The sequence below is a fragment of the Pelagimonas sp. genome, from assembly GCF_050633425.1.
In the GTDB taxonomy this organism is placed as follows: Bacteria; Pseudomonadota; Alphaproteobacteria; order Rhodobacterales; family Rhodobacteraceae; genus Pelagimonas.
The window spans coordinates 12361-33308 of sequence record NZ_JBOEGM010000048.1; the positions used below are offsets into that span (position 1 = coordinate 12361).

The window sequence follows — 20948 nt, forward strand, 5'->3', positions numbered from 1 at the left end:
CATTTACCTTTACCTTTGAAAGTAAAGGTAATTTCGGCATTCAATGGCATACCGCCGCCGCTCATGTGGAAACCAAATAATCATTTTGTGCTATTTTTGCAAAGATACTAACCAAAAAGAGCGGACACACCGGCCCGCTCTTTTCTCATCTTTGTTATTCAAGTGTCAGTCAGGGTCGTCGTCTTTGAATGTCCGTGTCCCGGAAATCATGGTTGAGACGATGGTTTGACGTGACATGATGTCTTCGCGCACAGCGGCATAGATGTGGATGATGATAAACACAATGATCGCCCACATCCCCAAATGATGGATCTGATGCATGAGGTGGCTTCCGCCAACGAGGTCAAGCAGCGGACCAAATAGCGTGTCGAGCCACCCATCGCGACCGGCCCCTTCGGAATAGAGCGCAAACCCTGTCAGGATCATGAACGTCATGCCAACCGTCATGAAAAAGAACATGGCAACCTGAGCCAGCGGATTATGCCCAACGTATTTCTTGGGCCGCTTTTTCAGGAACAGATACCATTTCACTTCATCAATCAGCTCATCCCAGAATGCGCGCCGATAGAACGGAAGCCTGAACATTTGGCGCGAATGTGAATTGCCGACAAAAGACCAATAGATGCGCCCAAAGAAACCAACTGTCATGATCATTGCCGCCGCAAAATGCGCAAAGCGGATGTAGCCAAAGACAAATTGATGTGTGGCTTCGCTGATATCAACGGATGGCAGAGGCGATCCGATCAAATACCCTGTGACGCACAGCACCAGGATCGCACTTGCATTGACCCAGTGCCAGAGCCGCACCGGCACCTCATAGACATAGACCGAACTGTTGCGCGACAACGAAGCACGATCCGCCTCGGTCGCGTCAGCCGCCAGCCTTGGTGGCTTCTTGGCTGTGGCATCCGTGCTCATGCCTTCATCCACCACAAGACGGCGCTGACCACGATCACCCCAAGCACGATGACAGGCACCATGTGGCTGACCTCATGCGCCCCCGCAGGCAGCGGAGCGTGACCACCATGAGCAAATGCTGCACCGGGGATCAGAGTAAAAAGCGAGAAAATACGTTTCATAAGTCAGGTCCTTTCAGCGGATTTTCACAGTGGTTAGCTCTTCGCCATCGGGCGACATGACATGGGTTGAACAGGCCAAGCAGGGATCAAAACTATGCAGGGTGCGCAAGATTTCGACCGGTTCCTCGGGTCGTTCCATCTTGGTGTTCATCAGGCTCGCCTCAAAGGCACCGATGTTGCCCTTTGTATCGCGCGGCGAGCCATTCCAGGTGGTTGGCACGACACATTGATAGTTCTCAATGCGACCGTCTTTGATTTTGACCCAATGGCCCAAAGCCCCCCGAGGCGCTTCGGTCATACCCACGCCCTTGGCCTCTTTGGGCCACGTCTTGGGGTCCCATTTGGCGACATTGGCCGTGCTTTCATCGCCGTTCTTGATATTTGCGACAAGCTTGTCAAAGAAGTGTCGCTGCAAACGCCCACAATATTCGCTTTCCAGCGCCCGTGCGGCGGTCCGGCCCAGCGTCGAAAACAAAGCGTCTACCGGTAGGTCCATCTTGCGCAGCAAACCGTCGACTTGATCTTTGATCTCTTCGTGGCCTTTGGCGTAACCGACAATATAGCGAGCCAAAGGACCAACCTCCATCGCGTTGCCTTTCCAGCGTGGCGCTTTGATCCAGCTATATTTCGCGCCTTCGTCGATCTGTTCGATATTGGTGCGCGTACCTTTCAGGTTTGGACCCAGCTCGAACTTGGCCTGGGTCTCGCCGTCCCAGGGATGCAAGCCTTTGCCTTTTTCGGCATATTCGTACCAGCTGTGATCGACATATTCCTGAATTTGTTCGGGGTCGCGCACATCCACATCGTGCACCGTGGACATATCGCCATTGACGATTGCCCCACGCGGCAAGTGCAACTGCTCAGGCGAGAAGTCATTGGGGTTTTCAGGGATGTCCCCGTAGGCCAGACAGGCTTGAGACGAAAGCCCGCCTCCATAGAGCCAGTTCTTGTAGAACCCGCCAATCGCCATCACGTCCGGCAAATAGACGTTTTTGTTAAACTCATCACATTTGTCGATGATGGAACTGACCAGGTTCAGCCGTTCCATGTTGATCGCGCCGACAGCCCCGGTTGAATGCACATTGATCGGGCATGGCACCCCCCCTACCAGCCAATTGGGATGCGGGTTTTTGCCGCCAAAGATCGTGTGAACCTTGACGATTTCCTTTTGCAAATCCAGCGCCTCAAGATAATGCGTCGTGGCCATCAGATCGGCTTCAGGCGGCAAAAGGTAGGCCGGGTTGTCCCAATATCCGTTCTTGAACAGACCCAACTGACCGCTTTCCACAAACTGCTTGAGACGGTTTTGCACGTCGCGGAAATAGCCCGGGCTCGACAGTGGATGGCTGGGCGAAACCGTTTGCTGCAATTCGCTTGTGGCTTTGGGATCGGCACGCAGCGCATTGATGGGATTAACCCAATCCAACGCGTGCAAGTGATAGAAATGCACAACGTGGTCATGAATTTCGAGGTTCAATTGCATCATGTTACGGATGGAATTGGCATTGTCGGGAATGGTGATGCCAAGCGCATCTTCGACCGCGCGCACAGATGTCAGCGCATGCGTCCCGGTGCATACCCCGCAAATCCGTTCGGTAAAAGCCCATGCGTCGCGTGGGTCACGCCCCTTCAGGATTACCTCAAGCCCGCGCCACATGGTCCCGGTTGAGACCGCGTTGCGAATAATCCCGTCGTCGTCCACGTTCACTTCGCAACGCATATGCCCTTCGATGCGCGTTACCGGATCAACGACGATGCGTTGGCCTGAATTGTCCAGACTGTAACCGTTTGGTGTTTGAACCACCATGATCAGGCCTCCTCATTACTTTTTGATTTTTGTGCTTTGTTTTGGGCAGCCTTCAGCGCCGTCACCGCCGCATGAACCGCAACACCCGCGCCAACCGCGCCCGCCGCAGCAAATCCGATCTGATCGGCATTGGCCTCAACCCCGAATTGCGTCAGGTCGGTCACCCGGTCATAGAATGTCCCCTGGTCCCAAAACCCGTCTTCGGAACAACCGATACAGCCATGGCCAGATTGAATGGGAAAACTGACCCCTTCGTTCCAACGCACCGTTGAACAAGCGTTGTACGTTGTTGGTCCCTTGCACCCCATTTTATAGAGGCAGTATCCTTTGCGTGCGCCGTCATCGTCCCATTCCTCGACAAACTGACCGGCATCGAAATGCGGACGGCGGTAGCATTTGTCGTGAATCCGTTGACCATAAAACATCGCCGGGCGCCCTTGCCGGTCCAGTTCGGGCATGCGGTCAAAGGTCAGCATGTAGGTGATGACACCGGTCATGACTTCTGCAATCGGGGGGCAGCCCGGCACCTTTATTATCGGTTTGTCGGTGATGACTTTGTGAACCGGGGTTGCTTGGGTCGGGTTCGGCTTGGCTGCCTGTACACAGCCATAAGATGCGCAGGCACCCCAGCTGATGACGGCCTTTGCGCCTTTGGCCGCATGGCGCAGCTTTTCGACAAACGGCTTACCGCCCGAGATACAAAACATCCCGTCTTCGTTCAAAGGAGGATTGCCTTCAACGGCAAGAATATACTGGCCGTCATATTTCTGAATCGTTTCTTCAAACGCGGCCTCGGCGGCATGACCCGCCGCAGCCATCAGCGTGTCGTCGTAATCTAGCGAGATCATCGACAACACCACATCCTTTGCCAACGGATGCGCCGAACGGATGAAGCTTTCAGAACAACAGGTACATTCCAAACCATGCACCCAAATAACCGGTGTGCGCGGCTTGGTTTCCATCGCATTGGCGATCTGTGGCACAAAGGCCGGTCCAAGCCCCAGAGCGGATGCGGTCAGCGAGCAATATTTCATAAAACTTCGCCGGGTGATCCCCTGACTGCGCATCACATCATAGAATGTCTCAATCTCGGCCATTGCACTCCCTTTCAAGTCGCGCCCCCGCCCCGGCGATAAACCATGGAAAGGGAGCTTTGATGAAAGGATCGCAGGTCAGGCTCCCGAATTTCGAGCCTTCATCGACGAAACCGGAAGGAAATTTTTACTCTGACAAATCAAAATGATAACAGGAGTTCCGGTCATGATCACAGGGCTGCAGGCGGTAGGTTTCTATCCGACCACACCCTCATCTGGTTGCAAGATTACCGGTCACCAAGACGTTGCGCGGCGGCGATCACCGCTTGTCCAAGCGCCAATCCGCCGTCATTGGCCGGGGCCTGATGGTGTAGCACAACCGGTACATCCTCAAGCCGCTTGATCACCTCTGACAGCAACAAAGCATTCTGAAAACATCCACCCGACAGCGCCACGGCCCGAGCCTGCCCTGTCTCAACCAAGGCGCGGGCGGGTTGAGCAAAGGCCTGCGCCAATCCCGCATGAAACCGCCCCGCCATATGGCACAAAGACGCGCCTTGCGTGATATCTTCAATCAATGCCCGAAACATTGGCGCGGGCGAAAGATCCGCATCAAATGGATATGGGGGGGCGTCAGCCTGGGCAATGGCTTCCAACTGCATGGCGGCCTCCCCTTCAAAGCTTTGCCCCTTTGCACATAGGCCCAAAACCCCGGCAACCGCATCAAAAAGCCGTCCTGCAGAACTGCTTGGGATCGCATTTAGCCCCTTCGCTGCAGCTTGTCGGATGATGGTCAATGGGTGATCGTAAAACAGGGTATCCGCCCTGTCTGACAACCCTGCCTGATCCAACCGCATCACCGCATTGCGCCACGGTTCGCGCTGTGCAGCATCCCCCCCGACCAATGGGGCCGGCAATAAATGCGCCACCCGCTTGACGCCGTGATAATCCCCAAGCAGAAGTTCCCCGCCCCAGATCGTTCCATCCGCGCCAAGCCCCAACCCGTCCAGAATGATGCCCGCCACCGGCCCGCCAGACAGAGGCCAATCGTTTTCGGCCAGCACAGCACCCAGATGGGCATGGTGATGCTGAACCTCGATCAGCGGCTTGGTCCCAGCCCGCGCAGCCGCGTGTTGGGACGCGCGCATCTCGGGGTGCATATCGCAGGCAAAAACCTCTGGGGCATGATCAAAAAGCGCTGCGTAATCGGCATCAGCCTTCAAAAACTCGTCCCAAGTCAGCGCATCATCCAGGTCACCCAAATGGTGTGACAACAACGCCGCGCCATCCTTGATCAGACAGATCGCTGACTTTAGCTGCCCGCCAAACGCTACAACTTGTGGCGCGTCATCAAACCCCTGCGGCAAGGGCATGGTCGCAGGCACTTGCCCGCGTGCGCGCCGCAGGACCATCGGCCCTTGTGGAGTCTGTCGTAAAACGGAATCGTCCAGCCTGCGGGCAATGTCGCGGTTGTGCATCAAAAAGCCATCGACCAGATGGCTCAGTTTCTCGCGCGCTTCGGCATTATCCACCACCTGTGGCTCGCCCGATACATTGCCGGACGTCATCACCAGAGGTTCCTTCACAGCCGCCATCAACAAGTGATGAAGCGGCGTGTAAGGCAGCATCCAACCCAACCGGGTCTGACCCGGGGCAAGGGCATCTGGCAGCGGGTTTGCCTTTTCCAACAGCACAATCGGTGCGCCGGGATCGGCCAGCGCCTCCCATTCTTGCGCCGTGGCGTGCGCATGAACTGAGATGTGATCCGCCATGCCCATAAGCGCCAATGGCTTGGTCGGCCGATGCTTACGCGCGCGCAGCAGAGCGACGGCCGCCGGATTGGTCGCATCACAGCACAGATGAAATCCGCCCAGCCCTTTGATCGCCAATATATCACCGGCCCTGAGCCGCGCTGCCGCATGCGCCAATCCACCAGAGTTTCGCGTGCCATCGCTCGCTTCGAACCACACCTGTGGCCCACAATTCGCACAGGCAACCGGTTGTGCATGAAAACGCCGATCGCTTGGGTCAGCGTATTCCGCCGCGCATTCAGAACACATGGCGAAGGCGCTCATCGTGGTCTTGGAACGGTCGTAAGGCAGCCCGTGCAAAATCGTGAATCGGGGCCCGCAATGCGTGCAATTGGTAAACGGATACCCCCTACGGCGCGGGTCTGCGCCCTGAATATCTGCCAAACAGTCTTGGCAGGTCGCCGCATCAGGCGTCACACCTGTTTGTGCGCCTTGTCCTGCGCTTGCCACGATCTCAAACCCATTGGGCGCACTGGCAAATTCATGCGCTAAAACCTCAACCCCGTCGACACGGGACAAGGGCGGAGCTTCCGTCCGCAGGGCTACAACAAATGCGTCATGCTGCACGCCCAAGACGTGGATCAAGACCCCTTCGGGATCATTGAGCACCTGCCCCACCAGCCCGAACTGATTGGCCAGCCTCCAAACGAACGGCCGGAACCCCACGCCCTGAACTTGGCCCCGAACACGGATAGACAGCCCCTCCATCAGTGAACTGTGCAGACCATGCAGGGGTCAAAACTGCGCACGATGTGCTGGACACTCAGCGGCGTATTTTCCTGCTCCCCCACAGGCGCTCCGACCAATGCGGCCTCGACGGGCCCGGGGAGGCCATTGGCGTCGCGCGGGCTGAAGTTCCACGTGGTGGGCGCAATGATCTGATAACTTTCGATCCTGCCGTCCTGAATATCGATCCAATGCCCCAACGCCCCCCGTGCCGCTTCGACCAGCCCCTCGCCGGTGCCCGAATGAGGCGCGTCAAAATTGTCGATGAAATGCGCGTCGGGTTGAATGGCTTTGGCCCAATCTTCCAGCATGATTTGCGTTCGGGCGATTTCAAGCAAACGTCCGGCAACACGGCTCAAGACTGTGCTGGCCTTTTGCGCCATATCCAATGCTGCGGGATGCGCGTCGATCACCTGACGCGCAAAAGCACCCGTTTCGATGGTTTGCCCATCAAGCCGCGGGGCTTTGCACCAACTATAGGCCTCCTCGCGCATGTCTTCATCTGGTATGGTGGTGCCCTTGGCGGGATGCGCAGATTTGCCCAACATCCAGGCGTGGCTCAAATCCTCCCGGATGCCCGATGTCTCTAACGGCCGCAGGGTTCCTGCGTCCCAAATGCCGGCGGCGAAGGCGCGGGTCTCGCCTATTGGATAGGCCCCAAAAGACATATACCGCCCCGGTCCGTCCCCCATATGCCCAAGGTTCAGATCGGCGGCGATCTCCATGAAAAGCCCGACATCGCCCGTGTCCCACCCTGTCACGGCCTCCGCGCTGGACAGGCTTGCAAATGCTTCGACCGGGGCCCCAAACATCACCCGTTCCAGATAGCGCCGAAATGCGGTCAACGACGCCAGAATACGCATCTTATCGCGAAGACTTGGCGCTCGGGTTACGCCGCCGGGTTGAATGGCAAGCGTATGGGGCCATTTGCCCCCCAAAAGCCCAACAATGTGCAAAAGCTGTGCCCGTGCCTCGATGCATTCACGCGTGGCGGACCCTTCCATCGCAGTGAACCGCGCCACGGCGCGCTCATGCCAGGTGCGGTCCCTATACGCGGGACGGGCAAAATCCGCACAAAAGAACAGGTTGAAATGGGTGAGGTGGTCAGACAGGTTTTCGATCCCATGCAACAAAGCCGTCACAAGTGCCCCTTGCGGCGCGGGCGAAACACCTGCCGCCGCCCCCAAAGCCGCCGCCGCAGCCGCAGACTGACTGATCGAACAAATACCACAAATGCGCGGTGTCAGTGTGAGCGCATCCATAGGACCTTTGCCCTGCAACATCGCTTCAAACCCGCGAAACATCGGCGAATTGGTAAAGGCGGCAGCGACGTGACCGTCTTCAACCTCAAGTCGGATTTCCAGATCTCCTTCAACACGATTGAACGGGCCAATCAGCAGCTTGCGTTTGGTCATTTCTTGCGGTGTCCAATTTTCGGCGCGATCTTGATCCTATCGGCAACAGCGTTTTCAGCCAGCCGTGTTGGCGTCGCAGCCTTTGACAAAGAAGCCAGCGCCATAAACCACGCCTTGGGCATATCCGATGGCAAGCCCACCGGAATACCCGCAAATTTGGGCGTTTCGATAAAGGAATGATTGGGCTCTTCGAATTCTGGCGCGGTGCAGTTGATACAGGGGTAACCCGCCTTTGTACAAGAGCCGCCTCCGTTCCAACCACGGATATTACAATCGCCCACAGCCTGCGTGCCGATACATCCCAGATGTTCCATCATACAGCCCAGCTGGCTCAGTTTTTCTGCGCTGGCCTTGAACTCGTAAAACTCGTTCTTGGGACAGGCATGATGGACCAGATTTTCCGCATAAAACAATGGGCGGCCCACTTGGTCCAAAGACCTGGCTTCCAACGCATCCGAAGCCAGCAACAACAGGGTTTCTGTCACCCAATCAGGATGCGTCGGGCACCCCGCCACATTGATCACGGGCAAACCGCTGCGGGCGCGAAAATCTTCGGGGAGCGCGCCTCCCGGTTCATAGCCATCATATTGCACGCCAATAGCGCCCGCAGGATTAGACCCCGCCGACGTCACGCCGCCATAGGTCGCACAGGTGCCAACCGCGACAACGTTTTGCGCCAAAGGCGCAAGCGAGCGCACCCAATCAAGTATGGATCGCCCGGTGCCCGACAACATCTGGAACTTGCCCGTCCCCTTGGGCCCCGTCAGGATCGACCCTTCGATACACAACACATCAAGAGGTACCTCCAAAGCTTCGATGCGCGCCAGCAACGCCCGGACCTCGTCGCCGGTTTCAACCGATAGGGATGGGTGCCAGAGAAAGGTAATGCCTGCACCGTGCAGGGTGTCAAAGACGTTGGGTGCCTCGGCGCATAGCAGCGACATCGTACACCCGCCACAGCCAGCGGATTGCAACCAAAGTACATTCATAACGGAGCGCTTTTCGGTAAGGTCAGTTCAAAACAGGTGTTCCCGACCTCTGACGTCAAAAGCGTCAGTGTGCCGGCATGCTCTTCGGCGATCTTGTGCGAAATCGCCAATCCCAAACCGGTCCCTTTGCCAACGGGTTTGGTGGTATAAAACGGATCAAAAATCGACGTGGCCACCTCATTGGGGATACCGGTGCCATTGTCCGTGACCCGAAGCATGACACGATCGCCCTTGGCACCAGTCATGATTGTCACTTTCGGATCAGGCACTTGGGCCAAGGCATCAAGCGCGTTTTGCACAAGGTTCATCACGATCTGCTGAACATGCGCCGGGTTGCCAAAGGCCTGAAGCCCGCTTTCTTCGACAAAGGAAATGGCCGTAGGCGTTTTGGTGCCGCGCACAACCCAATCAACCGCGGTTCGCGCAGTGGTGTTAAGATCAAAAAGGATGGCGTCGCCCCGGCCATCGGCGCTCAGCCTGCGCAGATCCTCAACGATGTCGCGTACCCGCTCAGCACCTTCCTTGGCCCCGTTCAGTGCGTCGCGCAGGTTCTTGACCGCGCGATCAAGCCGCAATTCCGCGCGCAGCTTCACAAGGTCTTCGCGCGCCGCCCCGGATTCCACCGCCTGAAAATAGCTTTCAATCCGTCGGGTGTATTTCTCCAATGCATGGGTATTGGCGTAAACAAAGCTGATGGGATTGTTCAATTCATGGGCCACCCCCGCAACCAACCGACCAAGCGACGCAAGCTTTTCGCTCCGCACCAGATAGCTCTGGGCCTCTTTCAAAGAATTGTGGCTATCTTCCAATTCGGCATAGGCATTGCGCAATTCACCCAGCGGGCGCCCGACAAGTACGGCCCCCCGGCTGCGCCCCCGATCATCGAGTCGTGGGGCAATGCTGAGGTCCAACGGTGTCGCCCCGGATGTGGTCATAATCTCAACTTCAATGCGCATGGACTGTTTGGTCAGCACAACCTGATCAAGGGTCTGTCTCAAGAGAGCCTGATCAGATTTGGAGAACAGCGTTTCCGCAGGCGTTCCCAGCGCAACGGAGTCGTCAGAGCCTAAAATGGCCTGCACCGACCCATTCACCTCCTCGATGCGACGCGATTTATCGACGACAAACAAGATGTCGGAAATCGACGACAAGACCGACCCCATAAAGCGCCGCAGCCCTTCAAGTTCAACATTTTGGGCTTCCAACCGGCTCTGGTATGTTGCCAGTTCGGAATAGGTATCCTCGATCGCAAGGACGACCTCTGCCCAGGCGGCATCGCTAAAGCTTGATGTTGGGAAATCAGACAAATTGGCGGTCATGAGGGCGTCCTTATTGCCCCGAGTATCCCAACTAACGGCCGAGTTTGCAACGATCCTCATTTGGCATGTCACTGTTTCAAGGTGCCATTGGGGTTTTCATTCCGCTAATCAGCATCCAATGGAAAGGTGTCGATTTATCAAGGCAACGGAACAGATTAACACCTGACAGAAGACATATGGCACGCTGTGAAAGCCTTATTGCGTGGGCGTTTACCCCGCCAATTTCACAACCAACGCCGAATTTGCAAGGAAATGTCGTCATTCTTTTAGACTCCCCTCGGCTTGGGAAGGGAGCAGATGCTCGGACATTTCACCATAGGTGCAACATGCTCTGCTTGCGGAAATGAGCCCGACCCGGCCTGCCACCACGACAGGCTCGACACGCATCTGATCGCAGTGTCGCTCTTGGGCCAAGCAATATTCTGCATAGATTACCGCGCGGCGGGTTGCCTGTGTTTGTCCCACATTGGGGCTTTGGCTTGGCATGGTTCCTGAGCCACTTAGCCGATGTCTGATGGAACAACCCAATTCATGTGGATCCAGCCCTTTTTGCCAGGGTAGGTCATCGGGCGCGTGCCTTCACCGACAAATCCGCATCCAATCTCGTCTTGGCTCAGAACATCTTTGCCACTCCCGTAGATCACACCAAGCCAATCACCATGGTCATCGAAAACGAAGACATAATCTCCGTTTTTGAGTTCATCAATCTTGCGAAAGGTCGTGCCGGGTCCACTCCGGACGGACAGGAAGTTATCCCCGTCTTCCTTCAATCCATCGACAATACTGATCGCGCATTCGGCAATTTGCCCATCCCCGCCGCGTTCGTAGATGATCACATCCAGTTCGTTGGCGTGAGCGACCGCGCCCAAAGCCATGGAAAACAAACTGATTGCCGCACAAGCGACCCGGTTGAGACTTCGGTTCTGCCAAGGTCGCTTCATTTGAACCACTCCCCAAATTGACCACTACGGGAAGTGTAGTGCCCCAAATCTAAGAGGCTAGTCAGGTTTCCCTAACCAAAGGGGGATATTTGGAGCAGCACGAGAACAAGATATCGTCTGATAATAACCATTCTCCTCATCTTGGGACGCGATGAAGATGCCACTCAGACGGCGTTGTCTCGCAAATCTCATCCCCACGAGGGCCAGCCGTCGCAGTAAAAACATCCCTTCAAAACGGATGAAGGGGCCAATTGGCCCCTGTCACTCACTTTGAATACTTTGATCCAAACCGATCCATCAATCGAGCTGAGCGCCCGCCTCTTCAATGGCATCATCACCGGCCCAGCGTGCAAACAGGTGAATGACAATGATGATCATAGAGACAGGCACGGCAACAGAAATCCAGACCATCGGTATGCCTAGCGTATCCGCGGTCAGGCCAGATTGCCGGGCAAGGTATCCCTTTGCGAAACCACCGCGCAAGCCGATGAAGCAAAAGTAAATAACCGGTAGAACAAAGGTCAGCACAGCAGCGCCTTGCACGGCCTTTGCAAAAACCGCCAAGACATGTGGTGCCGGGGGAAACACGCTTTGCATCAAAACGGCATCCGACTGTGTCTTGAAGGACAATGTCGCGCCAAGCAAGCCAGTCCAGACCATCGCGTAGCGTGCCACATCTTCAGTCCAGACAGGGGGAGAAGAGAAGACATAGCGCGCAATGATCTGAACCACGACCGTCAGGAACATCACACAAACCGCAAAAACGGCCACGCGGCGCATGACGAAATGCAAGCCGTCGCTGGTACTTATGATGAGGTGGCGCATCTAATTTCTCCGAATAGGGTAATGGCGGGCCGCCGCACTGGGCAGCCCGCCAATCGGTTTAGCGGTTGTCGTCAGACAGTTTCTTCCACAGCTCTGTATCCTCGGCGGACATCAGGTCTGAGTTGTAGACTGGCAGAGACGCTTCGCGGAATACGGCGCGCTCTTCATCGGTCAGACGCTGAACAGTTACGCCTTTTTCTTCCAACGCAGCCAGCCCATTTTCGGAGGCTTCAGCAAGCCATGCCCGTGCTGCAGCATCCGCTGTGACCACGGCCGCATCTACCGTCGCACGGTCCTCATCCGACAGACCATCGTACCACGTTTTTGACGCGATCACGGCGCGCAGTGGCCAGATCACATCCGCGGTGGCGAAGTTTTTGACAAAGTCGGTCTGGCCGAACATCACCGGAATGAAAGGTGAGTTCAGGTAGCCATCGATCACGCCGGTTTGCAGGCCCGCAGGGACTTCACCCCAAGGCACGATGGTGCCGCTGGATCCCCAAGCTTGATACATGGCGATTTGCGCATCATCCAAAGCACGCATCCGCAGCTCGGACATATCCGCAGGCGAGCGGACAGCTTGGGTTGTGGTGATCACACCAGAAGCAGGGCCAAGCGGGGCGAGCGCCAAAACGATCGCGTCTTGCTTAGCCAGGTTTTCGTTGATGCGCGTATAGACATCACCCGCAGCCAGGGCGCGGTCCATGTGTGCAATATCGCTGAAGATGTATGGCAGACGAACGCCATAGATGAACGGATCAACCTGCGCGATAGCACGCACATCAGAAAGCGAGACTTCAAGCAAGCCAGTAGAGACTTGATCAAATTTCTCGGCTTCATTGCCGACAGAGCCACGTGGCATTTCGCGCACGTCCATGCCCGCTTCTTTCAGCGCGTTGCCAAAGGCAAACGCCCAGTTATACGAACCTGATGTTTCCAGATCCGGTTTGCTGTCCAATGCAATTTTGACCTCTGCGGATGCAGATGTTGCCATCGCAAGCAACGCAGCAAGTGTAAGTGCCTTGAGTTTCATTGGTCTTCCTCCCTTACGTTTTGTTAGTTCACAGAAAATCCGAACAGACGCGGTAATGTCAGGCTGAGAGCGGGCCAATAGACCAACGCCAGCAGCAAGAGCACCTGGACGGCAATAAAGGGCAGCGCGGCATAGGCCAGCCGCCAATAGTTGAGTTTTGTCAGCGCAGAGACGACCACCAAACATTTGCCCAAAGGAGGCGTGATCAGACCGACGCAGAGATTGAAACACAGTACGATACCAAGCTGGATCGAGCTAATACCTTGCTCCATCGCTTGCGGCGCAAACAGCGGGATCAGCAGGGTCAGGGCCACAGGCGTGTCCATGAACATGCCTGCGATCAAAAAGATGGCGACGAGAAAGAACAGGTACTTTGTGCCCGTCAAGCCAAAGGAGTCGACCCATCCTGCCAAAGCCTGAGACCAGCCCAACTGCCCCGCCAGATAGCCCAGCACCGAAATCGCTGCCAGAATGATAAAGATCGTACCGGTCATCCGGGCCGTGGATTCAACCGCATCAAAGATCATGCGCCAGTTGAGACCCTTGTAGAATTGCCCCGCCATGAGGGCGACAAAAACCGCGATGGCCGAACCTTCGGTAGGTGTGGCAAGCCCAAACACGAGCGAGCCAAGGATCACGATAGGCAGGCACAGGGCCGGTGCGGCATTCAAAAGGCTAGGCACGAAGCGTGGCAGGTCGTCCGATGCCCCGCCCGGGTGGCCTTTGACATGCGCAATAATCGCATTCAAACTCATCAGCGCGGCGGCGAGCAAAAGTCCAGGCACCACACCGGCGATGAACAGGGCCGCAACAGAGGCACCGGTCAGACCACCGTAAATGATCATGATAATCGACGGAGGAATGATCGGCCCGATCATGGATGACGCCGCTGTAATCGCCCCTGCATAGTAGGGATCATAGCCGCGTTCTTTCATCTCGGGCACAAAGGTGCGCGACAGGGCCGCACTATCTGCAATCGCTGAGCCAGAGATGCCCGCGAAAAAGACGCTTGTCAGAATGTTCACATGCCCCAGTCCACCACGGAACCGGCCAACGATCGACATGGCAAAGTCAATCAGACTGCGCGTAACACCTGCGCGGCTCATGATCTCGGCTGTCAGGATGAACAGCGGCATTGCCATAAAGGCAAAGACATCAAGTTGAGCAAAAATGCGTTGCGGCAAGATCGACAGGAACTGAGATTTGTCCACGGCGATAAAGGTTACAACGGAAACCGCCCCCATAAGGTATGCGAAGGCCGTGCCACTGATCAGCAGCAAGATAAAGATGATCGGGATAAACCACATATTACACCGCCGTGCGCAGAGCGCTTCTGGAGGAATCGGACTTGGCCATCTCATCCGGGGGATGTGTCACAATGGATCGCAGATCCACCGTTGACGGCGCAAGGGTTTCTATATCGGCCAAGGGCCGCGCTGTTTCAGCAGACCCTGCAAACAGCGTTTCCACTGCCTTTGCAGCGGCGAGCAGGTCTTCATCACCCCGAACAGGCCCCAGCATCTGAAGCCCGAAAGGCATTCCCGATGCATCGCGCCCACAGGGTAACGTAATCGCCGGACCACCGGCAAGCGAACCGCGATAGCAAAGCGCCAGCCAGCGATAATAAATATCCATGGCCTGCCCGTCGATCTCGGCAGGATGAGATTGGGTCCAGGCAAAGGGGGATACCGGAGACGTCGGCAAGACAATCACATCAAAATCAGCCATCAGCGCGTTAAACTTGCGCAGAATGCGGGTCTGTTCAGCATGCGCCCAGCCCCGGTCCGCCAAAGACATGGTCTGCCCAAGCGCAACATTGTCTTTAATATGTGTGCCATAGCTCTCGGGGTCTTGTTTGATGCCGTCGCCAAAGGCGACACCAAAGCTTTCGGCGCGCAGAATATCAAAACACCGATCCATATCCCCAAGATTGAGGTCAGCAGGACGGCACTCTTTGACATGCGGGCGCAGCAGATCAAGACGGGCCTGAAACGTCTCGCGAATGCCCGGCTCAACAGGAGCACCGCCAAAATCCTCGCTGAAACCAACGCGCAGATCCTTCAAGGACACTGTCGGCAAGGCTTTGAAGCGATCGCTCGGCGCAGGAGCCGTCAAAGGATCATCAAGATCATGGCTCTGACACACATCCAACATCAATGTCAGGTCGTCCATAGTGCGGGCCATCGGACCCAGCACTGAAATCCCTGACCAGCCCAAAGGCCGTGTCGGATGGGCAATCACGTCAACGGACGGGCGATAGCCAACAATACCGCAAAGAGCAGCAGGCATCCGCAGCGAGCCGCCCGTATCAGACCCGGTGCACAGAGGCAGAAGGTTCGCTGCCAGTGCCGCAGCTGACCCACCGGACGACCCACCGGCAACCAAATTCGCATCAAAGGGATTGCTCGTCGCGCCCCAAACCGGATTGCGGCTGTTCCCGCCCGCGCCCATTTCAGGGACATTTGTTTTCGCCAGGATAATCGCCCCCGCAGCACGCAGGCGCGCGACCATCGGCAGATCATCGTCAGGAATAAACCCTCGGGCGCGAATGCTTCCATGGGTGGTCAGCAGGCCTTTGGTGTTCTGCAAATCTTTCACACCAATGGGCAAACCGTCTAGCGTCCCAATCGGTTCACCCGATTGCCAACGTGCCGTAGCAGCCGCGGCATCAACCTTGGCCTGCTCAATGTCCATTGCCGTCAAAGCGTTGATTTTGGGATTGGACCGCGCGATCTCTTCCAGGCAAGCAGCCAGATACTCGGTCGGCGTCAGGGTCTTGTCCGCAAAAGCAGCAAGAACCTCGCAAGCGGAGCGCGCGCACTGATTGACGTCACTCAAGAGTCGACGCCACATATCAAAGAGAAACGAATAAACACAAAAGCCCTCCCAAACCGTGTGTTTCGTTAAGGTATGGGAAAGCTTTCATGAAGAATAATGAAAAATTCGCCGAATACGTTAACCAAACGGAATGGTCCCAAAATCCTCGGTCGTTTGCTGAAGGCACTTCAGGAATAACTCAAGTGTCGCATTCTGCGCGAGCAAGTCTTTTCGCCAAAAACACCGCGCCTCTGACAGGAGATTGTGCGTATCCAGCGGAAGCGTTACGATTTCACCGCGTCGCGCCTGCGCCTGTGCAAGTCGCTGGGGCAGCAAGCCAAGTGCAGGCATTGCACGCAAAATCTCAAGGTTCAATGCCTGCGAAAGCGAGGCAATCGTGTTGGTTGGTGGGGACAATCCGTTGGCGGCAAACAGCGCGTCCACGGCCTGTCGCGCGACCGAATTTGATTGCGGCAAAATCCAAGTGTAATCGGCAACATCCGCCCACTTCACGCTCACTCCGGTCGCGAGCGGATGATTGCGCCCCGCAACAACAACGACCGGTTCCGAGAACAAGGCCATCTGGTCGATTCCCGCCAATTCCTGCGGTTGCCAGATGCGCGCAATCAAAAGATCCAACGTGCCTGCCTCGAGTTGCGGCAAAAGCTCAACAAAATGCCCTTCGGAAATGGACACGTTTGCCTGAGGTGTGCTGCGCTTGAACAGGGCAATCGTATTGGGCAGCAATGTGGGTGCAACCGAACTCACGACGCCAACGGACACAGAACCGGACACACCGCTGGTCATCGCCTCAATATCAAACGCCGCCCGATCAAGTTGCCCAAGCGCTTGGCGCGCGTGTTCAGCCAGTCTCATGCCAATCGGTGTGAGGTGAAGCCTATTGCGATCCCGTGAGACAACCGGAACGCCAACGATTTTTTCCAGCTCAGCTATTTGCTTAGACACAGCGGGCTGCGTGACCCCAAGAGCTTCGGAAACCCGTGCAATCAATTTCAAATCCGACAACGCCACAAGCGCACGCAATTGCCGGAGCGTTATTCCCTGTTGAAAACCCTTGCTCATCATTTGCGCCACCTCCCGTTAAGCCTAAAGTACGAAGCCCACGTTACAGTGCCACAGTTTTTCAACAGGGGACACAGGATGGGATCACGGACCTAGACCACAATCCAATTCTTTTGAAAATGAGGGGGAGGCGTATCGCTCGTGGCGAACTTCGAAGTTGTTTTCTTCAGGCTGCATATGCGAAGGGCCGGGAGCGGAAACCAGCGCTGCATCTCGGTTGTTGGTCACAGCGCAGAAAATGTTCTCTTAGAAATTAAAGCCAATGCTCGGCTGTGATGCTGTCTCAACTGGCTTGGAGTTTCGAGCAGCGTGACCACCATGGTCAAAGGGATAAGCGCATTCCTTCACATATCCGTCGCAGTTCAGTTGTGATCCATCTGCTCAACACGTTCCGCCAATTCCGAAGCCCGGGCAGACATAAGCATAAGCTCGGCAACGGTGATTGTTCCAGCGTATCCGGCACACTGATACCCCACCCTTTCAGCAAGGGTCGCGACCAGTTGCAAACACAATTTTCTGTTTTTCAAAACGTCCATTTGTTCGAGAAGGGCGATGACTTTTTTGAGCTGGTAGGCATCTTGTGCCTCTTTTGACGCGGTCACAACAAGCGCGTCCCGTTCGATGAGTGTGGCACGATGCAACGGAATTGCGGCAACCGGCATTGGTTCGGTCGGAGGTTCGGTCGGACTTGGGCCAGATTGGGTGTGCATTTCAGGCTCCCGTTCATTTTTGTGAACATTGTAAGGGATAGGTCCATTCGGAAAATTCTTCTGGTTGATCTGCCTCAACCATAGCCCGTCGCCTCTGAAAAAATGAGTATCACGCTAGCGGTAACAGGCAACACAGACGATGTATTGCCAAAAAGAACCTCCGTGAAACATGTTTCCGACGTGACAAAAAGATGTAACGTCGGAAATCCAAAAGCAGAAAAGCGCTTATTTTATTGATCAAAATCATATAACATTGAAATTCGCTCGTGTAACATGCTGCCACCGCGCGCGCTCAACCATGAGGCCACGCCTTTTTGAAATTGGATCCGCAGGGTCCGAAAGTCTGGTTGTTATGGAGTTTCATTGCGTTACTGACCTGATGGGGAAAAGATCACGTTGCATGATATATTGAAGCAGGACGACAGAATTCGCGCCTACCTTGATAGGCTCGACGAATCAGGTCTTCTCGGGCGGGGGGCTCGGCGCCCTGCCCTGCTGGAATACTTGTTACGTGCAGAGGCCGCTAATGAGGGCGACAAGATCAAGGCATATTCCATCGGGATAGATGTCTTTGGCAAACCGAAGGACTTTGATCCAACCACAGATAGCAGCGTGCGTGTTGAGGTTGGAAGGCTGAGGGCGGCAATCGCCTTGTTTGAGGCCAGCAAATGGGCCGATACTGTTATAAAGGTCGATATTCCTGTTGGCACCTACCGGCCTGAGATCACCCAGCGGTTTGCCGACACTGAAACCGCGACCTCCGAAGTGTCGAGCCCCCTACAGGAAAGCGCCGTTGAGGCCCCACAACAGGCGCAAAAGCCACAAATCTATCGCTCATTGACTGCAATTTTGGGTTTGGTTGCAATCCTTTTGTTCGGTGGGCTTTCACTGTTTGTCTGGCAGAGCTCTCCCCCCCCTTCCGCGGCTCCGGTCACCCTTACGGTTGAGGATTTTGACGGTGATGAATTGGGAAAGGAACTGTCCTTTCTTGTAAAAGACAGCTTTTCCAACAACTCCATCGTCGCGCTCTTGGCGCAGAGCCCAAGCAATGCCGACGACGGGCACTTTGTTATGCGCGGTACAATCACAAAATTTAACGGTGCGCCCCATGTCAGCGTGGAACTCACCAATCACGGCACCCAAAAGCTCGTTTGGAGCCATTTTTTCAGTCTCGATACATCCGCAGATGTACGAGACGAGATAGATGCCAAGCTGAATGGAGAGCTGGAAACACGGCTGATCGGAGAGGCCAAGGTTTTGTTGGAAAAGCGCGATGTCGCGACCCTGACGCCAGAACAGTTATTCATCCTTGGCACTTGGGTTTCTGGACCTGCCGTGGGGACGCTAAAGTGGGAAACAGAGCGGGTGACGCTGATGAAACTTGCGCTTGACCAAGACCCGGACTTCGGCCCAGCGCATTCTGTTCTGGCGGATAAATACGGATTTCTGGCCAACGTACATCCCGATTGGGACACACAGGAAAATCTGAACCTGTCGCGCTATCATGCGGAACGCGCGATCGAACTGTCTCCGCTTGATTCCAATACAATGTTCAATGTCGCGCAGTCCTACTGGCACCTGGGTCGGCACACGGACAGTCAACGCATCTTTCACCGGGTGACAGAGCTTGACAACAGCAATAGCCTTGCCCGCTTTTTTTCCCGTTTGATGCCCTATTGGTGTGCGGATGTACCCGACGACGCCATGCAATGGGCGTTGAATTTTGACGCAAACCTGTCGCGCGATGATCCAATCCGCTGGATTGTTCTGACATGGATCGCGACTCTGCATACAAATCGCAATGAGTATGATCTGGCGCTTCAGGCGATAACGGATGCTGCCCAGATATTTCAGGTCGGATATACCTATATGGCACATGCGATGCTGTTGGTTCAGGCGGGTCAACCAGATGCCGCCCGCGCCGTTATTCAACACCAGCGGTCGAACTGGCCCGGGATCACCACAGAGCATTATGCTGGATCAACGGTTCCGCGGCTTTGCTCGGAACAACCCAGCGCGGATCGTTTCATCAATGATTATACAAAACTGACAGCTGCTCTGGGAGCGCAATAGCCCGCCCAGTGCATCCTGTGTTTGAAATAGTTTTGAGAATGCGGCGCGTGAACAGCACGGTTGTCGCCCTCTGTTTTCCGAACGATCGCCCTCTTGCAGAACCTGCGCAAAGGTCAGCTGTACTGTCGTAAACCCAAGGCCTGTGTCGTGTTTAGGACAGGCCGCCCCAAAAAATCGCGCCAGTTCCTCACTTAATCCGTAGTCCACATTACCGGGAACAGATCAGATTGTTCGCCTATTCAGGAGCTGATCTGATATCTCGTGCTGACCTTGGGTTCCAAGGTCGCCAGCCGTGGCGGCATGTCTGATTTGCGCAGGAATGGGCGCGCCTTGGTCGCGTACGTGCGGTCGCGACCAGGGTTGCGCAAGTCAGGGAACAGCGAAAACAGCTCATTGCGGGCACCTTTTTTCAAGGCCTGAAGCGCTTGACGCCCGGGAAAGAAACTCTCGGATGGGGCACCGTTGGAGAACACGATTTGATGCGCCTCAAACATAATGTGGAAATATGTCACCGCCCGGCATCCATTCATACGACGCACCTGCCCACCGGGCGTTTCGGCCAGATGCACGGCCCGGGCCAGACGCTCATCGCCATCGGTGCGCACCACCACGCCATGCTGTGGCGAGACGATCAACGGCACCTCGGTTCCTAAGAACTCTGCGGCGATGTGAATGGGGCGCAGGTTAGGGGCCTGCTGCAAAATACGTTGCCCCAGATGGCGTCGCCCGATCCAGACCAGTGGCTGCGGACCATTGTCACGCGTCACCACGAGATCGCCCCGCCGCAGTTGCTCGATAGGAACCTCTCCTTTGGGCGTCAGAATTTGGGTGCCATGGGCAAAGCACACCACGCCGGTGTTCTCGACCGTAAAGAAACTGCCATCAGCGCTCGCTCCCGAGAAGGTAAGCGAGCCGTTAGCAAACGTGGTATTGTCCGAATAATCGACACCGCCCACACCATCATTCGACTGGTTAAGCACCCCGTCATCAGCTTGGTCTGCGTGCAACTCCCAGATGTCGTCGTAAAAATCCGAGAGATCCAAGAAGTCGTTGTTGGTGCTGTCGCCATCTGACAACGTGCCGGTGTTGCCAGTGTTGAAATCAGAGATCGTGTCTGCACCATCGCCCTGATTATAGACGAAGGTGTCATTTCCAGCGCCCCCCTCCAAGGTGTCGTTACCCGTTCCACCTTCCAGAGTGTCATCACCCGTTCCACCGCTTAAATAATCGTTGTCAGCGCCGCCAAACAGACTGTCATTGCCGTCATCGCCATACAAGCTGTCGTT

General features: G+C 55.7%; 17 protein-coding genes. 1 reads left to right on the forward strand and 16 read right to left on the reverse strand.

From position 1 onward, the window contains the following. Positions 1 to 165: 165 nt before the first annotated feature. The 15 genes from cybH to ACRBB0_RS26155 form a co-directional block, all read right to left on the reverse strand. Positions 166 to 918, reverse strand: coding sequence for a Ni/Fe-hydrogenase, b-type cytochrome subunit (gene cybH / locus ACRBB0_RS26085; protein WP_431377396.1), 753 nt, complete (start codon positions 916 to 918; stop codon positions 166 to 168). Then, a complete protein-coding gene (locus ACRBB0_RS26090) occupies positions 915 to 1079 on the reverse strand; it encodes a hypothetical protein (protein ID WP_431377397.1) in 165 nt (54 codons plus the stop codon). Before ACRBB0_RS26090 ends, cybH begins: the two co-directional genes overlap by 4 nt. Positions 1080 to 1092: 13 nt before the next feature. Continuing rightward, positions 1093 to 2886: a nickel-dependent hydrogenase large subunit gene (locus ACRBB0_RS26095; protein ID WP_431377398.1), complete on the reverse strand. Its 1794-nt coding sequence runs from the start codon at positions 2884 to 2886 to the stop codon at positions 1093 to 1095. Between the two features lie 2 nt (positions 2887 to 2888). Further along, positions 2889 to 3983, reverse strand: coding sequence for a hydrogenase small subunit (locus ACRBB0_RS26100; protein ID WP_431377399.1), 1095 nt, complete (start codon positions 3981 to 3983; stop codon positions 2889 to 2891). A 224-nt stretch (positions 3984 to 4207) separates the two neighbouring features. Further along, positions 4208 to 6439, reverse strand: a complete 2232-nt coding sequence (hypF, locus tag ACRBB0_RS26105) for a carbamoyltransferase HypF (RefSeq protein ID WP_431377400.1) — start codon at positions 6437 to 6439, stop codon at positions 4208 to 4210. Further along, positions 6439 to 7872, reverse strand: coding sequence for a nickel-dependent hydrogenase large subunit (locus ACRBB0_RS26110; protein ID WP_431377401.1), 1434 nt, complete (start codon positions 7870 to 7872; stop codon positions 6439 to 6441). The genes hypF and ACRBB0_RS26110 overlap by 1 nt, the downstream gene beginning before the upstream one ends. Beyond that, the gene (locus ACRBB0_RS26115; protein ID WP_431377402.1) at positions 7869 to 8861 is read right to left on the reverse strand and encodes a HupU protein; all 993 of its coding nucleotides are present in this window, start codon (positions 8859 to 8861) and stop codon (positions 7869 to 7871) included. Before ACRBB0_RS26115 ends, ACRBB0_RS26110 begins: the two co-directional genes overlap by 4 nt. Next, the gene (locus ACRBB0_RS26120) at positions 8858 to 10180 is read right to left on the reverse strand and encodes a sensor histidine kinase (protein WP_431377403.1); all 1323 of its coding nucleotides are present in this window, start codon (positions 10178 to 10180) and stop codon (positions 8858 to 8860) included. Before ACRBB0_RS26120 ends, ACRBB0_RS26115 begins: the two co-directional genes overlap by 4 nt. Positions 10181 to 10680: 500 nt before the next feature. Continuing rightward, positions 10681 to 11121, reverse strand: coding sequence for an SH3 domain-containing protein (locus tag ACRBB0_RS26125; protein WP_431377404.1), 441 nt, complete (start codon positions 11119 to 11121; stop codon positions 10681 to 10683). A 297-nt stretch (positions 11122 to 11418) separates the two neighbouring features. Continuing rightward, positions 11419 to 11946, reverse strand: coding sequence for a TRAP transporter small permease (locus tag ACRBB0_RS26130; protein ID WP_431377405.1), 528 nt, complete (start codon positions 11944 to 11946; stop codon positions 11419 to 11421). A gap of 58 nt (positions 11947 to 12004) precedes the next feature. After that, a complete protein-coding gene (locus tag ACRBB0_RS26135; protein ID WP_431377406.1) occupies positions 12005 to 12979 on the reverse strand; it encodes a TRAP transporter substrate-binding protein in 975 nt (324 codons plus the stop codon). Positions 12980 to 13002: 23 nt separating this feature from the next. Further along, the gene (locus ACRBB0_RS26140; RefSeq protein ID WP_431377407.1) at positions 13003 to 14286 is read right to left on the reverse strand and encodes a TRAP transporter large permease; all 1284 of its coding nucleotides are present in this window, start codon (positions 14284 to 14286) and stop codon (positions 13003 to 13005) included. Between the two features lies 1 nt (position 14287). Next, positions 14288 to 15817 carry an amidase gene (locus ACRBB0_RS26145; protein ID WP_431377408.1) on the reverse strand — a complete coding sequence of 510 codons (1530 nt, stop codon included), beginning with the start codon at positions 15815 to 15817 and terminating at the stop codon, positions 14288 to 14290. 117 nt (positions 15818 to 15934) lie between these two features. Then, the gene (locus ACRBB0_RS26150) at positions 15935 to 16882 is read right to left on the reverse strand and encodes a LysR substrate-binding domain-containing protein (RefSeq protein WP_431377409.1); all 948 of its coding nucleotides are present in this window, start codon (positions 16880 to 16882) and stop codon (positions 15935 to 15937) included. Between the two features lie 359 nt (positions 16883 to 17241). Further along, on the reverse strand, positions 17242 to 17589 hold the full coding sequence (locus ACRBB0_RS26155; RefSeq protein WP_431377410.1) for a hypothetical protein: 348 nt from the start codon (positions 17587 to 17589) through the stop codon (positions 17242 to 17244). Positions 17590 to 17985: 396 nt separating this feature from the next. Between ACRBB0_RS26155 and ACRBB0_RS26160 the strand changes: the two genes are divergently transcribed. Beyond that, complete coding sequence (locus ACRBB0_RS26160; RefSeq protein WP_431377411.1) at positions 17986 to 19662, forward strand: hypothetical protein; 1677 nt, start codon at positions 17986 to 17988, stop codon at positions 19660 to 19662. Between the two features lie 239 nt (positions 19663 to 19901). Here the strand turns inward: ACRBB0_RS26160 and ACRBB0_RS26165 are convergent. Then, the coding region (locus ACRBB0_RS26165; protein ID WP_431377412.1) for a Hint domain-containing protein at positions 19902 to 20948 on the reverse strand (1047 nt) is incomplete at its 5' end.